General features: G+C 49.5%; 14 protein-coding genes. 6 read left to right on the top strand and 8 right to left on the bottom strand.

Annotated elements, in window-relative coordinates:
• Positions 1–19: 19 nt before the first annotated feature.
• The 3 genes from QGP82_RS11475 to QGP82_RS11465 all read left to right on the top strand — a co-directional run bounded on the left by QGP82_RS11475 (position 20) and on the right by QGP82_RS11465 (position 3,368).
• Complete coding sequence (locus QGP82_RS11475; RefSeq protein ID WP_499059162.1) at positions 20–1,294, top strand: ABC transporter substrate-binding protein; 1,275 nt, start codon at positions 20–22, stop codon at positions 1,292–1,294.
• Positions 1,291–2,064: a phosphodiesterase gene (locus tag QGP82_RS11470; protein ID WP_499059160.1), complete on the top strand. Its 774-nt coding sequence runs from the start codon at positions 1,291–1,293 to the stop codon at positions 2,062–2,064. Before QGP82_RS11475 ends, QGP82_RS11470 begins: the two co-directional genes overlap by 4 nt.
• 191 nt (positions 2,065–2,255) lie before the next feature.
• Positions 2,256–3,368, top strand: coding sequence for an iron chelate uptake ABC transporter family permease subunit (locus QGP82_RS11465; protein WP_499059158.1), 1,113 nt, complete (start codon positions 2,256–2,258; stop codon positions 3,366–3,368).
• Here the strand turns inward: QGP82_RS11465 and QGP82_RS11460 are convergent.
• The 8 genes from QGP82_RS11460 to QGP82_RS11425 all read right to left on the bottom strand — a co-directional run bounded on the left by QGP82_RS11460 (position 3,365) and on the right by QGP82_RS11425 (position 11,563).
• Positions 3,365–5,350, bottom strand: coding sequence for an amylo-alpha-1,6-glucosidase (locus QGP82_RS11460; RefSeq protein ID WP_499059156.1), 1,986 nt, complete (start codon positions 5,348–5,350; stop codon positions 3,365–3,367). The genes QGP82_RS11465 and QGP82_RS11460 overlap by 4 nt on opposite strands.
• A 277-nt stretch (positions 5,351–5,627) precedes the next feature.
• Positions 5,628–6,491, bottom strand: coding sequence for an acyl-CoA desaturase (locus QGP82_RS11455; protein ID WP_499059154.1), 864 nt, complete (start codon positions 6,489–6,491; stop codon positions 5,628–5,630).
• Positions 6,492–6,586: 95 nt separating this feature from the next.
• Positions 6,587–7,669, bottom strand: a complete 1,083-nt coding sequence (psbA, locus tag QGP82_RS11450) for a photosystem II q(b) protein (protein ID WP_499059152.1) — start codon at positions 7,667–7,669, stop codon at positions 6,587–6,589.
• 358 nt (positions 7,670–8,027) lie between these two features.
• Entirely contained in the window at positions 8,028–8,612 is a 585-nt protein-coding gene (locus QGP82_RS11445) for a ferritin-like domain-containing protein (RefSeq protein WP_499059150.1), read from the bottom strand.
• A gap of 57 nt (positions 8,613–8,669) precedes the next feature.
• A complete protein-coding gene (locus tag QGP82_RS11440; RefSeq protein ID WP_163659290.1) occupies positions 8,670–9,209 on the bottom strand; it encodes a DUF3122 domain-containing protein in 540 nt (179 codons plus the stop codon).
• 39 nt (positions 9,210–9,248) lie between these two features.
• On the bottom strand, positions 9,249–9,848 hold the full coding sequence (locus QGP82_RS11435; protein WP_348918778.1) for a Tll0287-like domain-containing protein: 600 nt from the start codon (positions 9,846–9,848) through the stop codon (positions 9,249–9,251).
• On the bottom strand, positions 9,730–10,209 hold the full coding sequence (locus QGP82_RS11430; protein ID WP_499059148.1) for an ArsR/SmtB family transcription factor: 480 nt from the start codon (positions 10,207–10,209) through the stop codon (positions 9,730–9,732). The genes QGP82_RS11435 and QGP82_RS11430 overlap by 119 nt, the downstream gene beginning before the upstream one ends.
• Before the next feature lie 49 nt (positions 10,210–10,258).
• Complete coding sequence (locus tag QGP82_RS11425; RefSeq protein ID WP_499059146.1) at positions 10,259–11,563, bottom strand: NAD(P)/FAD-dependent oxidoreductase; 1,305 nt, start codon at positions 11,561–11,563, stop codon at positions 10,259–10,261.
• A gap of 450 nt (positions 11,564–12,013) precedes the next feature.
• Between QGP82_RS11425 and petC the strand changes: the two genes are divergently transcribed.
• Genes petC through QGP82_RS11410 form a run of 3 tightly spaced genes read left to right on the top strand, consistent with a single transcriptional unit; the run spans position 12,014 to position 14,700 of the window.
• Entirely contained in the window at positions 12,014–12,547 is a 534-nt protein-coding gene (petC, locus tag QGP82_RS11420; RefSeq protein ID WP_163659287.1) for a cytochrome b6-f complex iron-sulfur subunit, read from the top strand.
• 21 nt (positions 12,548–12,568) lie between these two features.
• Positions 12,569–13,768 carry a TRC40/GET3/ArsA family transport-energizing ATPase gene (locus tag QGP82_RS11415; protein WP_163659286.1) on the top strand — a complete coding sequence of 400 codons (1,200 nt, stop codon included), beginning with the start codon at positions 12,569–12,571 and terminating at the stop codon, positions 13,766–13,768.
• Positions 13,769–13,782: 14 nt separating this feature from the next.
• Positions 13,783–14,700 carry an ion channel gene (locus tag QGP82_RS11410; RefSeq protein WP_490793240.1) on the top strand — a complete coding sequence of 306 codons (918 nt, stop codon included), beginning with the start codon at positions 13,783–13,785 and terminating at the stop codon, positions 14,698–14,700.
• Positions 14,701–14,725 lie beyond the last annotated feature (25 nt).

The following is a 14,725-nucleotide window of genomic DNA, read 5'->3' as shown; positions in this document are numbered from 1 at the left end:
GTAGGGAGAGGGGGTAACAATGGATCGATTTGAAAAGCAGGACTCTGTCCTCCTTGTAAAGGGGGACTATAGGGGGGGCTCGACCACGGCAAAACCATCTATCCAAAAGTCTGTAACAACCGTCTTGCTATTAGGGCTGTTGGCGACGGCTGGCTGCCGACAACTTCCATCAGAGCCTGCCACAGCTGATAATCATGCTGCCTGCGTCACAGACTACAACCCTGCCACAGACTACTTTCCCAACAAAGTTCAGCCTGAATACGCAACTGGCTTTTCCGTTGACTATTATAACCACTACAAGGTCGTTACCGTTACTCAGCCCTGGCAAGCGGCTAATGAGACTTTTGAGTATCTACTAGTGCAGTGCGGAACTCCGGTTCCAGAAGGGTTTGAAGAGGCTCAAGTCATACAAGTCCCGGTCAATACAGTGGTTACACTTTCTACCACCTACCTGCCTCACCTAGAACTGCTGAACCAGTTAGATGGGCTTGTAGGTATGGATGATTTCAGCTTTGTGTATACTCCTAGCGTTCGTCAAAAAATTGAACAAGGGGAACTCATAGCCTTTAGCTCTGGTAAAACTCTCGATCTAGAGCGACTCCTCGTGAGTGAACCAGAGCTGATCATGACCTATGGTATAGGCGACCCGGATGTTGATGGCTACAGTCGTCTGATACAGGCAGGCTTGCCAGTGGTCCTGGCAGGAGAATATGTGGAAAACTCTCCCCTCGGACGCGCTGAGTGGCTGCTGTTTACAGCTCTGTTCTTTAACCAGGAGGCTAAAGCTCAGCAGGTCTTTACAGATATTTCGACTGAGTATGAATCTCTAGTGGAGCTGACGGCTGGTCTGTTAGACCGGCCAACGGTCTTTTCTGGTTTCAGTTATGAGGGTACCTGGTACATGCCAGGTGGCAAGAGCTACGCCGCCCAGTTACTCAGAGATGCAGGTTCTGCTTATCTGTGGGAAGAGAATGAGTCTACGGTTACTATACCGCTTGATTTTGAGTCTGTCGTTGACCAGGCGGCGACAGCTGATGTCTGGGTAAATGTCAGTCAAGATTGGTTCAGTTATGGCGATGCGATCGCAACCGACCCTCGCTATGGCAGTTTTGATGCCTTTAAGCAGGGCAACGTCTTTAACAACAATGCCCGCATCAATGACACTGGCGGCAATGACTACTGGGAGAGTGGGGCCGTTAAACCCCACTTGCTCCTGGCAGATTTAGTTAAGATCTTTCATCCACAGCTATTACCTGACCATGAACTGGTTTATTACCAAAAGCTAGAACCATGAGCCATTCTATTCTCTTAGCCCAAGTGACTGATAGCCATTTGTTAGCCAAAACCACGGACCAGCTGCGGGGCTGTAATACTTGGCAGACCTTTAACGCAGTGTTACGGGAAGTTACCCAGTGTAAGCCTGATGGATTGCTATTGACGGGTGACTTGGCTGAACAGGGAGAGGCTGAGGCCTATGGGAATTTGGTGGATGCACTCTCACCTCTGCAAATTCCCACCTACTGGCTACCTGGTAATCACGATCGTTTAGACATGCTGCAGCAAGTACTCCAGGTTCTGCCCGCTAGTCAGGGGCTGAGCTCCATTGACCTGGGTCCATGGCAACTGATTTTGCTTGATTCAGTTTTTCTAGATGCCACCTTTGGCGAAGGTCATCTTTCTGCACAGCAGTTACAAAAACTGCGTTTTTATTTAACCCATCATCCGCCCAAGCCCACTTTAATTGCACTGCATCATCATCCCGTCTCTGTGGGCATCGATTGGGTAGATCAAATAGGCGTGAAAAATGCCGATGAGTTTTTCGCGCTGATTGAGCAATTTTCGCAGGTGAAGTTAGTTGTTTTTGGACATATTCACCATGAATTTCAACACAAAACAGCCAGGGGCATTGGGGTTTATGGGTGTCCGTCGACTTGTTTGCAGGTGACACCAGCGGTTACGGCTATGGATGATACTCAGCCAGGGTTCCGGTTGGTTCGGTTGTATGGGGATGGGAGGTATGAGACAGAGGTGAGGAGGGTGAATATTGTGGATGGGGAGCGGTGAGTAGGGATGGGGGTTGCTCAGGGCTTTCCTCCCTGAAACCCTCCTGATGTGGGGACCTCAACGTCCCCACGCCCCTCGCATTAGAGGGGTAGGGAGAAGAACTCCGCAGTGCACCTCAAAAAGGGGGGGTTGGGAAGTTCCTAATCATAAAGACTATCTCACTAAAAACTTACCTCACCCACCCAAAAACTATGGCCAACAAAATCTACACCCTCAACTCCACCCATACAAAACACCCAACTATCTCCCAGCCAAAAAAAATATTCAACAAACTAACTAATCACCGACTTAAATCACTTTCCATCAGCCACCTCGGTGGCCTTACCCTCCTCACCCTGGCGCTCATTATCATATTTCTTGCTAGCCTCGCCCTAGGCTCCGTCGCCATTCCCCCCCATGAAGTGCTGACCATTCTCTTTGGCGGCACCGCCGTTAAGCCCGCCTGGCAAGAAATTATCCTTAATTTCCGTCTCCCCCGTTCCCTAACCGCCATGGCAGCAGGCTCAGCCCTGGCCATCAGCGGACTCCAACTCCAAGCTCTATTTCGTAACCCCCTGGCCGGACCGTCAGTCCTTGGTATCAATGCCGGTGCTAGTCTGGGCGCGGCCCTGATTGTCTTAACCGGCGGCAGTATTGGCTGGTGGGGACAGCTAAGCGTGGTCGGAGCCGCCAGTGTGGGCGCTGCGATCGCAATGTTCCTGATCCTGTTCATGGCCCACCAAATACGTAGCTCCCTGGCCCTGCTAGTGTTTGGGCTGATGCTGGGCTACATCACCACTGCCCTGGTGACTATCCTGTTGCACTTTAGCCACCTTGAACAAACCCTCACCTATCTAAACTGGACCTTTGGCAGCTTTAGCGGCGTCACCTGGCAACAACTACCGATTTTGCTCTCCGTCGTCATCCTTGGACTCACCATTGCCCAACTTGCCTGTAAACCCTTAAATCTCTTACTCCTGGGAGAAGAACAAGCCATCAGCCTGGGATTATCCATTACCATGGTTCGCTGTTATCTGATCTTTAGCGCCTCTTTGCTAGCGGGCAGCATCACCGCTTTTTGCGGCCCCATTGCATTTCTAGGCGTTGCCGTTCCTCACCTGGGGCGCAGTCTTTACCGCACCCAAGATCATCGTGTGCTGGTTCCCGCCGTTGCCTTACTAGGAGCCCTGTTGGCCCTGGTGGCCAACAGTATTGCCCAAGTGCCTGGCAGCCAAACGGTCTTACCCCTTAATGCCGTCATGGCACTGCTAGGAGCCCCGGTGCTCATCTGGCTGATGCTCAAACATGGAAAACACCAGGTTTAACCCAACCATTGCCAAACCCTCAGCACTTCTGCCACCGTCCACGCCTGGGCCATACACCCCCGCGGTGTCATCGGTGCATCCCCGTCAAAAATCTCACTGAGACTACCAATACAGCCCCCATGGAGATGCTGCACCAGGGGTTTAAGTAACTCCCTGGCCCGAGCCGCATCCTGATATACCCGAAAGTGTGCCTGCACATAGGGACCCAACAGCCACCCCCAGGTAGTGCCCTGGTGATAAGCACCATCACGCTCCAGCGAATCACCACCGTAGGTACCAACATATTGAGGATGGGTGGGCGTTAGCGATCGCAACCCGTGGGACGTTAGCAGTTCTCGACCACACACATCAACCACAGATCGTTGTTGCTCCGGCTCCAATAAGGCCCCCCCAGCCTCACCGCCAGCAAAGGGTAGGGAAATGGCAAAAATCTGATTCGGACGCATCGCCGCATCATGGCCCTCGGGACCATCTAGAACGTCATAGCAGTAGGCCCCGTACCAAAACCGTTGGAACCCGATTAACGTATGCTGTGCCAGGGTTTTATAATCCTGTGCTGGCTTCCCTAAAACCCGCGCAAACAGTTCCATACAGCGCAATGCATTGTACCAAAGCGCACTAATTTCAATCGGCTTGCCAATGCGGGGAGTGACCACCCAATCCTCCACCTTGGCATCCATCCAAGTTAGCTGCACACCGGGCTCGCCAGCATAGATTAAGCCATCGCTATCCAGATGAATGTTGTAGCGAGTACCGCATTGATGCCAGTCAATCACCGCCGCCAACTCTGACCAAATCTCCCTCAGCAGCGCATCATCTCCAGTGGCTGCATAGTACGCTCGAATTGCCTCAAAATACCAGAGAATCGCATCCACCGTATTGTATTCAGGGGTTTCTCCAGCATCAGGAAACAGATTAGGTAACATCCCCTGATCCAGATAGCGAGAAAAGGTCCGAATAATCGTACGCGCGATTTGGGGACGCCCCGTTGCCAAGGTTAGCCCCGGCAAACTAATCATCGTATCCCGTCCCCAATCACCAAACCATGGATAACCGGCAATCACAGTTTTACCCTCAGGTTCATTCACCAAGGGACGATCAACAATAAACTGGTCGGCAGCTAAAACAAGCTGTTGAAACTCCCCTGACGTGGATAATGGATACTGTTGTTCTGATATGTTGAATGCCTGGGTCAACAACTGGCGTTCATAGGTTTGCCGCATGGCCAGGGCCGACTCCCCGTCTAAAGACGGTGCAGCCACGGTACTAGCTGCAACTAATAATGATTCACCTGGAGCCAGTTCTACGGCTAAACTGGCAACACATAGGTGATCATCTATATGGGTCAAGCCTCGATACCGCTCTAGGGAAAGCTCAAATTTCTGATACCAATCATGGTGTAATTGAAACTGGCCGCGATCGCTAAAAAGATAATAGGGAACCGCATCAGAAAAAGCTTGAACACAAAGGCCATGGGGAACACATCCGGTCTCCATCTGCCAGCTTCGTGCTTGGGTGTTGCCGTGATAATCTCGATAGTTAACCAACGCTTTTAGCGACAATTCCACCGCGTTGCCCCGATGCAAGTAATATCGGACATAGGTTGTATTGGCCCCAGGCTGCATCCAAATACGTTTTTCTAATAAGGCATCGTCTAGGGCAAACGTCCAAACTGGTATGCTCCCATCAAGCCGAAAGCTTTCGATAAACCGATAGCCCTGGGGAGAAACACTGCCATCTATCCAACGATTGGTGCTCAACTCATAGGACTTATTGGTATAGACTGCTTCTTCTAATTTGGTTACCAACAGCGTGCGCCCCAGGGGTGGTTGCAGAGCCGCGACCAATAAGCCATGGTAACGCCGGGTAAGCATGCCTGCCACTGTACCAGCGGCATAACCACCCATACCATTTGTTACCAGCCATTCTCGAGTTTCAGCCGTCGCCAAATCTCCACAAAGCTCTCGTCCAAATGTCAGCATTGCACGGCCATCCCTACCATATAAAAACCTTAGATTCAAATCTTAAAGCATGGTATTTACTGGAAGAGTCCCATGGCAAAACTGACCAGGGAGACAGCCCTCTTTTGTAGGGTTAAGGGCTCTGTCTCCCTGGTCAGCAGCGGTGTGGCGCTAAACGATGTCTGGGGCTATTCACTTCGGAACGGTTACCCCATACTGTTGAGGTGATTCGGGGAAAGACTTTTCCATCTTACGGTCAGTGGAATGATGACTCTGCTTGCTAACTTGTAAAGAGTGATCAAAAAATCTGTTTGAGTGTTGGCTTCACATGGGCAGGTATTTTGACAACTTTTGTAGCAAGTCCGAGCGTTTTCAATACCCAAATCGCCCACCAGGTGACATCAATTTCCCACCACTGCCATCCAGCTCGAGCGACATTAGGATAGGCATGGTGGTTGTTGTGCCAGCCTTCTCCATAGGTGAAGATAGCAGCCCACCAGAGATTCCGAGAATTATCCTCAGTAGTAAAGGTGCGATACCCCCACACGTGGGTAACTGAGTTAATAAACCAGGTGCTATGCCATAGCAGCACCGCCCGCAAAAAGATACCGTAAATCACAAAGGACCATCCACCTAGGCCATAGAGCAATAATCCTAGAGGGATTTGCAAGAGTATAAAGTTACGATTTAACCATCGATAAACAGGATCTCTTGCTAACTCTGGAGCATAGCGGCTGTATAGGTCTGAGTCAAAAAACTTTGCTTCGGGATATAACATCCAGAGCATGTGGCTCCACCAGAATCCTCGCTTAGCAGAATAGGGATCCTCCTGTTCATCTTCCGTATGGGCATGGTGTAGACGATGGCCGGCAACCCAGAAGATTGGCCCTCCCTGCAACGCTAATGTCCCGACCAAGGCAATCAAATATTCCAACCATTTTGGCACTTGGAAACTGCGATGACTGAGGAGCCGATGATATCCCAAGCAAATGCCAATGCTGCCAAAGAGCCAGTGGAGCAATAGGGTAAGGCCCAAAGCCTGCCATGAAAAATACCAGGGAGCTAGCAAAGCAAGAAGATGAACAAGTGTAAAAAAGGTAACAGTTGTCCAATTCAAGGGCGGCTTGGTTGCTGTGTTTTTCGAGACTGAATTTTCTGTCATATAGATGCTTTACACGAATTGTTGACAAAAGAGGGGAGCATTAAACTCCCCACGGTGAATGACTTAAGTTTTGAATTAAGGAACCAATTTTGATCTTATGCGGCGATAGCGGGTGCTGTCAGCGCAACGGGAGACGCTTCTCCAGACGCCAAATCCAGGGGAAAGTTGTGGGCATTACGCTCATGGATAACTTCAATGCCTAAATTGGCGCGATTCAGCACATCGGCCCAGGTATTCACCACGCGCCCTTCACTGTCTAGAATGGACTGGTTAAAGTTGAACCCATTGAGATTAAAGGCCATGGAGCAGATGCCCAGGGAGGCGAACCAAATCCCGACCACCGGCCAGGCGGCCAGTAGAAAGTGCAACGAGCGACTGTTATTAAACGAAGCATATTGAAAGATCAAGCGTCCAAAGTAGCCATGGGCGGCGACCAGGTTATAGGTTTCTTCTTCTTGACCAAAGCGATAGCCAGCATTTTGGGATTCAAGTTCGGTGGTTTCCCGCACTAACGACGAGGTGACCAAGGAGCCATGCATGGCCGAGAACAAGGCCCCCCCGAAGACACCGATGACTCCCAGCATATGGAAGGGATGCATGAGAATGTTGTGCTCGGCTGTAAACACAATCATAAAGTTGAAGGTGCCCGAGATGCCGAGCATCAAGCCATCTGAAAAACTGCCTTGGCCGATGGGGTAAATCAGTAACACAGAAGTAGCCGCTGCCACTGGAGCCGAATAGGCCACGGCAATCCAGGGTCTCATGCCTAAGCGATAGCTCAGTTCCCACTGACGGCCCATATAGGCATAGGCAGCAATGAGAAAGTGAAAGATAATCATCTGGTATGGGCCACCGTTGTAAAGCCACTCATCTAGACTGGCGGCTTCCCAGATGGGATAAAAGTGGAGGCCAATGGCATTGGAGGAGGGCACCACGGTGGCGGTAATCATATTGTTACCGTAGAGCAAGGAGCCGCTAATGGGCTCTCGAATCCCATCCATATCCACGGGGGGTGCCGCCACCATGGCCAGGACAAAAACAACCGTAGCGACCAGGGCTGTGGGAATCAAAAGGGTCCCGAACCAGCCAACATATAATCGATTTTCAGTGCTGGTGATCCATGCGCAAAAGCGTTCCCATGGACTAATCTGTTGATATTTCTGAAGTGTATTATTCATGAGTCCATATTGTTTGTAGCGAAAACAAACTGGCAAAGAAATTTGCACTTAATGTAGCGCTATATAATTATATAACTATGTAGCGAAGTATTTAACAAAATAAATGGAAAAACTTTTGTCATTTATTTCTACACTAATCGCTATGACGCTCTAGATGCATGCATCTAGAGCGTCATAGCGATTAGTAACGTGCCAATGGTGTGCTAGACCACTTGCGCTTAAATAATCACCCTATTACCTACCCCATCACTATTTGATAATGGGCAACCTTACGCCACAGAGTACTAGGCAATGAACCCTGGGTCAGGACAATAACTAGTGCGGCGAGATGTTGTCCTGACCCAGGCTAGAACTTCACTCAGATGCTGGAGAACCAGCTGAGGCAGCGTTCAAATGCTGGCTGATGATTATTTTTTGAAACGTTACGAAACTGGGTAAACGTTGCCCTCAGCTCAGGCTCCTCAACAAATTCAAGAAAGCTATCATACATTTGTACATTAGCAATTTCTGTTTCAACGGCCATTTCACAAGCTGCTTGCAGAGTTTCAGGGGCCTTTACATTACCCGCAAACGTATCTTCAGGAATGGGGAGACCACACTGTGTAAATAAGGTGTGCCAACGCTGAGCATGGCGCTCCTCTGATTGAATAATATTACTAAATGGCTGAATGGCTCCGTACTTTTCAATGACGGCAGTGTAAAGTGCCCTCGCTTGATACTCATCATTCATGGCATCAATCATTGCTTGTTGAGTTCTCTCATCAAGACTAGAACTAGCGGATATAGGAGATGCTGATGCTAGGAACGCCATTCTACAAAGTCCAGTGGCACCTAGTCTGCGCCGATGTTGTTGACGATAACCTTGTTGCCGGTGGCCTTGTTGCCGGTGGCCTTGTTGCCGACGACCTTGTTGCCGGTGGCCTTGTTGACATCTACGTTTCATACTTTTTTCTCTCAAATTGAATATCTTGGTTGTGCAAATTTTAGGGTCTATGGTTGTTTAGGATTGAGTAACCAGGACCTGCCACTCCTTGACAAGAGCTGGGGATACCAGAAGTTCGACTGGCTCACCTTGAGTGGTTGGGAGACTTAGCTTCAAGGGGATTACCGCCCTTAACTCAGATACAATCGGTGCCAAATCATATTGACCAACATTGGGTTCCGGTGCATCCGCATCCGTGAAAATTTTTCGAGAGGCGTCGTTTGCAGTTAGGGTGTTGCCTAAAGAGTCGGTTAACACCAGGGGCTGTGAACGATCAATGGCCGCAGTGCCGGGAAAACCAACCAGCCGGAGATAGAAAAAGGTGCTGCCATCTGGGCGAATGCGTTTAAATGCGATCGCTTGCCAACTATTGTTATGCTGATCGTGCAGGGTCTGACGTGACTGATAAACAAATTGACCAGGAGCCTCTTCCAATTGGCGAATCGCGGCAGATGCTGGCAGCACCGTGAGATTTTCAATCCCTGTCAGGCTCAGGACTAATAGTATGCTGAAAGTGAGCAGCCAAAGCATCAGCTGGCGTACACGTGACCACATCATAAAAATCTCCCAATGATGCCTGTTTATACTATTACTAGCTTATTCGCCCAGGGCAGCTTGAACCGACTGCTGCACTGAATCGGGAATAAACACCGCATAAACTCCTCGTAAGTCACCCACTTTGAAGTCGTATGCCAAATCTTGGGGATAGTTATTCTTGACAAACTGAGGACGATTGTCTTTGAGCCCATGGCAGGCTAAACAACTTGCTTCCACATTGATGCGACGATAATAGCGAGTGCCACTTTGGTCGCTCAAGGTTTCTTTTTCCCAGAATCCCATTAACTCTGGGGATTGCTCAAATGTAGACAGGGCATTAGTAGCGGCAAGATTATCGGGTTTATGGGCTGGATTACGATACTTTTTGGCCATTTGCTTTACCTGCCACCCGTTCTCTTGACTGAGTTGCATGGCTTTCATGCCAACGGGTTTACACACTTTCTTCATGGTCTCCGCCGTCGGTGGTTCTGGCGCATCTTTCAGGTAATCGGCTAGTCCGCTGCGCATAGCGTCTAAATTTTCAATCTCCTGAACAGCTTTGGCTAGCTGAGCGGGTTCCGGCTGAGCTTGAGCGATTGCTGGGCAGACAAGAACAACGAGAATGATTAGCGAAAAACCCAGTATGATCTTGGATAGAATTCTGAACATGGATATCGTCCCTTAGATTGGGGGATAAGCTAAATTGTTCGATCTCCGTTAGGGATCTGGCACAGAGTGATAGTAGATCTTTATCGATAATCCGATAATAGCGACAACTGCCGACGCGTCGACAGGTGACAACACCCGAGCATTTAAGCAACTGTAGGTGTTTAGAGACATTGGCCTGATTTAAACCAGCTCGCTGGCAAATCTCAGTGACATTGCGTTCCTGGCTGCAAATAGCAGAGATAATTCGTAACCGACTGGGATCGCTTAGCAGTTTGAATCGCTCTGCTATTTGTTCAAAGTGGTTTTCCAGCAGAGCTGAAAGGGGTTCCACTTGGTGCGGCTGAGTCTCCATAATTTGGGGGGAGTATCAAAAAAAGGCCAAATCTCAATCGATGGAATGCTTAAGGGCTAACTGTTGTTTGTTCGTAGTTGGTGGTGGTGGGCTTCAGCATCTGTAGACCGAAGATAACGCGTAATCCCAGTTTTTCAAACCAGGGCATACCAACTCCAGTACGCATTTTGACCATGAAATATTCCTCAAAGGCTGCTTTTACCCATACAACCCATGGGCCACGAACAGCATAGGAGTGTTTCCGTTTGCCAGTTTCTGGGTCAGGCAGAACGGGGGCGGCAATATAGGCAATACCAGTATCGCCAAATTCTGCAAAACACAAAGCATCCAACGTTGGAACTTGGAGAGGACTTTTAATCGCCCCCAACTCAACCGCGATATTGTGGGCAACCGCTGTCGCCATGGCTTCCGACATTTGACCACTTTTAGGTAACCCGATGGGAACACGAGTTTTATCAGGCTGTGCCAGTTTAATGCTGACACCTGCGGCATAAATGTTGGGAAAGTCGGGATGACGCTGGGTGGGTAACGTCGGAATAAATCCCTTGGCATCTCCTAACCCAGGCGCTGCCTGGATAAATTTGGCCCCGCGAAAGGCCGGTAAGACCATCGAGTAGTTAAATGGCAACTGTTGCCCGTCGTCCAGGGTAATGGTGTGTTTATCCACAGCCGTAATGGCCGCATTCTCAATGACCGTAATGCCTTGTTTCTGCATTAAATTGGCGGTCAGCTCTCTCGCATTTTTTACCTTAGAGACACCTAAATGCCCAGCATAGGGCTCTGGTGTGACATAGGTGATGGGCACCTGATCGCGCAATCCTCGACGACGTAATTCATGATCGGCCATCAGAGCAAATTCGTAGGCGGGGCCAAAACACCCTGCCCCCGGAGCTGCGCCCACAACTATTGGCCCTGGATTTTTAAGCAAGTCGAGCCAGGCTTGGTGAGCCGTGAGGCTATGGTCGGGGGTGCAAACAGACTGGGTATAGCCACCATGGGGACCCAAACCTGGAATTTGATCAAAGGCCAGGGATGCCCCAGTTGCGATCGCAACATAATCATACTCAATCGTTTTCTCTCCCTCGACTGTAATAGAACGAGCGTGAGGGTCGAGGGCCGTCACTTTGCCAGATACCCAATTTAAATGATGACGCTGCGCCAGACGCGCTAAATCTAACTGAACATGCTCCAATGGCTTCAGCCCCAAAGCCACCTGAATCAACCCTGGAATAAAGGTGAATTTGGACTCACTGGATATGAGTGTCACCGTATGCTCACTGGGCAGCAAGTGACGTAGCTCATAGGCTATGGGCAACCCAGCCAGACCACCCCCAATAACAACAACGTTTGCCATACCTCAACCCTCTCCTCCCTGATCTAAACCAATCACCCGACGATAAAGTGGGAAATCCCGGTCAGGCTTTATCACTTATCTACTAGATAGTTATATAGATATTATGCAGTAATCCTGATTCTGTCAACTGAATAATTCGGTTTCAAAGTTCCACCGCCTTCCTGAGCCATGGGGCGTTGAGTCTTTCAATCACACCAGGGAAGTCACAACAAAATAGATAAAATAATTTACAATTTCATTACTAATTGGTTATACTACTGATTAGTAAGAAAGGTAAAGAAAATTTGCACTTGCTTGCCACATGACTCGATTGAATGATCGCAATTAACAACCCTGTCTCACTTCAGCCAGGTTGTTACCCTCTGCTTGAGGTTGCCCTCTGCTTGAGGTTGCCCTCTGCTTGAGACGGTCATAGATATGTTGTTCCATTTTATAAGGAGGTTGATCGATATGGATGATGCACTTTCTTTCGAAGTCCCATCACTGTCTCGGCGACAACTACTCAATTTTTTGACAGGGGCAACGGTTGCCGCAACCGCTGGTTCAGCCCTCTACCCTGTCGCTAAGTTTTTCATCCCACCTCGGGAAGTATCTGAGGGAGGTGGGATTCTCGCAAAAGATAAACTGGGCACCCCGATTCCAGCCAGCCAAATCCTTGCTAATCCGCCTGGAACTCGCGCCTTGATTGCAGGGCTGGCCAGCGAACCGACGTATTTGATCGTCCAAGACGATGGTTCCCTGGGGGCTAGAGGTATTGTTGATAACTGTACTCACCTGGGTTGTACCTTCCCCTGGAATCCTGCAGATCAGCAGTTTCAATGTCCCTGCCATGGATCGCTTTACGATCCGGAGGGTAACGTTGTGCGTGGGCCTGCGCCCCTTCCCCTCAAGATAGTTCACGTGGTGGTTAAGGATGATGCCATCTGGATCTACCCCTGGAACGAGACTGACCCCCGTACTAATGAGCAACCCTGGTGGGTGTGATCAACTAAGAGGTTTTTACGAATGCGTATTATTTTGATGACTGGAAAAGGGGGGGTGGGTAAGACATCAGTTGCAGCTGCGACTGCCCTGCGAGCAGCAGAACTGGGATATCGCACACTGGTATTGAGTACCGACCCAGCCCATTCATTAGCGGATAGTTTTGCCCTAGAGTTGTCCCATGATCCAACCCTGATTCGGCCCAATCTGTGGGGGGCTGAACTCGATGCCCTCAGAGAAATGGAGCAGAATTGGGGAGCGGTTCGACGCTACATTACAGACGTGCTCCAGGCCCAGGGGATGGATGGAGTGCAGGCAGAAGAGCTATCAGTCCTGCCTGGAATGGACGAAATTTTTGCCCTAGTGCGGATGAAACGCCATTACGATGCGGGAGATTTTGATGTCCTAATTGTGGACTCAGCCCCTACAGGCACAGCCCTGCGCCTGCTCAGCTTGCCAGAAATTTCTGGCTGGTACATGCGTCGCTTTTACAAGCCTTTCCAGGGCATGGCCAATACCCTGAGCCCTGTGTTTGAGCCCATTTTTAAGCGTATGACGGGGTTCTCTCTCCCTGATCGAGAGGTGATGGATGCCCCCTACGAGTTCTATGAACAAATTGAAGCACTGGAGCGAGTGCTCACGGATAGCACTCAAACTACGGTGCGATTAGTCACAAACCCTGAAAAAATGGTGATTAGCGAGTCACTTCGGGCGCATGCTTACCTGAGTTTATATAATGTGGCAACTGATCTGGTGATCGCCAACCGCATTATTCCTGAACAGGTGAGCGATCCCTTCTTCGCCCGTTGGAAGGAGATGCAACAACAGTATCGCCAGGAAATTCAAGAAGACTTTCAACCGCTACCCATCAAAGAAGTTCCGCTCTACAATGAAGAACTTTGTGGTTTGGCTGCCCTAGAGCGACTGAAAGACACTCTCTATGGTGATGAAGATCCGACCCAGGTTTACTACCGGGAGACCACACTCCGAGTAGTGCAACAGTCTGAGGGGTATTGTCTAGATGTTTATCTACCAAATATTCCCAAAGAGCAAATCCATTTGCATAAGACGGGGGATGAACTCAACATTCGCATTGGTAACCATCGTCGCAATCTAGTTCTTCCACAGGCGTTAGCAGCGTTACAACCAGCAGGCGCTAAATTAGAAGATGATCATCTGATGATTCGTTTTACGAAAAATGCTTCTATTCCCTCTGCTGCGTGATCCTCTAAAGCGTGATGGGGAGGAGGATTGTGCAACTACGCAATATCAGGCGTGTGAACAGGAAGAGATGTCACCTGGTTTCTGCTAAAGGTATTTTGAAATCCCCTGATGCTGACGTTTGGCACACATATTGGCGTGATCCTTACCATTTACTCTTGCTCATTCCCTGGCCAGGGTTTCTGCTATTGATTATAGCGATATACGGGTTGCTCAATGCGGGGTTTGCTCTTATTTACTTGGTTGGGGGAGGGATTGCCAATGCCCAAACCCATGACTTTTGGGATGCATTCTTCTTTAGTGTACAAACCCTGACCTCCATTGGCTACGGTGTAATGTATCCCCAAACTCCCTTTGCGAATGCAGCTGCTGCTGTAGAGGCACTGGTAGGATTGGTGGGATTTGCTTTGGTGACAGGGTTAGCCTTTGCTCGCTTTTCCCAACCCACGGCTCGAGTTATCTTCAGTAACTTTGCTGTGATCACACCCTATAATGGCCTGCCAACCTTAATGTTTCGGGTTGCGAATCAGCGGGGGAATCAGATTGTCGAGGCTCAAATACGGGCATATCTGTTGCGGGATGAGGTGAGTGCGGAGGGACAATTTATGCGACGGCTTTATCCGTTGCGACTATTACGCAGCCAGGCCCCTGCCTTTGCTCTGACATGGACAGCTATTCATCCCATTGATACCGAAAGTCCCCTTAAAGGACAAACTGCGCAATCGCTGGTGCAACTTCGAGCCCAAGTGGTGATTTCCTTAAGTGGTATTGATGAAACGGTTGCTCAAGCTGTCCATGCTCAATACCTGTTTCATAGTGAGGAGATTTTATGGAACTGTCGCCTCATGGATATCATCCATGAAACCCCAGCGGGTGAGTGCTACATCGACTTTACTCACTTTCATGATGTTGTCCCGCTGCAAGCACTGGCTTGATCAGATGTATCGCTGGCCTATTGTC

The organism is Leptothoe sp. LEGE 181152 (assembly GCF_032906605.1).
GTDB classification, from domain to species: domain Bacteria; phylum Cyanobacteriota; class Cyanobacteriia; order Phormidesmidales; family Phormidesmidaceae; genus Leptothoe; species Leptothoe turfae.
Note: the sequence above shows the minus strand (reverse complement) of the source record. Positions and strands in the feature narration are given on the sequence as shown.

Excerpts from the sequence above, each read along its gene's own strand:
- petC (WP_163659287.1), top strand. The coding sequence starts at position 12,014 with ATGGATGATGCACTTTCTTTCGAAGTCCCATCACTGTCTCGGCGACAA.
- QGP82_RS11425 (WP_499059146.1), bottom strand. The coding sequence starts at position 11,563 with ATGGCAAACGTTGTTGTTATTGGGGGTGGTCTGGCTGGGTTGCCCATA.
- QGP82_RS11440 (WP_163659290.1), bottom strand. The coding sequence starts at position 9,209 with ATGATGTGGTCACGTGTACGCCAGCTGATGCTTTGGCTGCTCACTTTC.
- QGP82_RS11445 (WP_499059150.1), bottom strand. The coding sequence starts at position 8,612 with ATGAAACGTAGATGTCAACAAGGCCACCGGCAACAAGGTCGTCGGCAA.
- QGP82_RS11465 (WP_499059158.1), top strand. The coding sequence starts at position 2,256 with ATGGCCAACAAAATCTACACCCTCAACTCCACCCATACAAAACACCCA.
- QGP82_RS11430 (WP_499059148.1), bottom strand. The coding sequence starts at position 10,209 with ATGGAGACTCAGCCGCACCAAGTGGAACCCCTTTCAGCTCTGCTGGAA.
- QGP82_RS11470 (WP_499059160.1), top strand. The coding sequence starts at position 1,291 with ATGAGCCATTCTATTCTCTTAGCCCAAGTGACTGATAGCCATTTGTTA.
- psbA (WP_499059152.1), bottom strand. The coding sequence starts at position 7,669 with ATGAATAATACACTTCAGAAATATCAACAGATTAGTCCATGGGAACGC.
- QGP82_RS11410 (WP_490793240.1), top strand. The coding sequence starts at position 13,783 with ATGGGGAGGAGGATTGTGCAACTACGCAATATCAGGCGTGTGAACAGG.
- QGP82_RS11475 (WP_499059162.1), top strand. The coding sequence starts at position 20 with ATGGATCGATTTGAAAAGCAGGACTCTGTCCTCCTTGTAAAGGGGGAC.
- QGP82_RS11415 (WP_163659286.1), top strand. The coding sequence starts at position 12,569 with ATGCGTATTATTTTGATGACTGGAAAAGGGGGGGTGGGTAAGACATCA.
- QGP82_RS11455 (WP_499059154.1), bottom strand. The coding sequence starts at position 6,491 with ATGACAGAAAATTCAGTCTCGAAAAACACAGCAACCAAGCCGCCCTTG.
- QGP82_RS11460 (WP_499059156.1), bottom strand. The coding sequence starts at position 5,350 with ATGCTGACATTTGGACGAGAGCTTTGTGGAGATTTGGCGACGGCTGAA.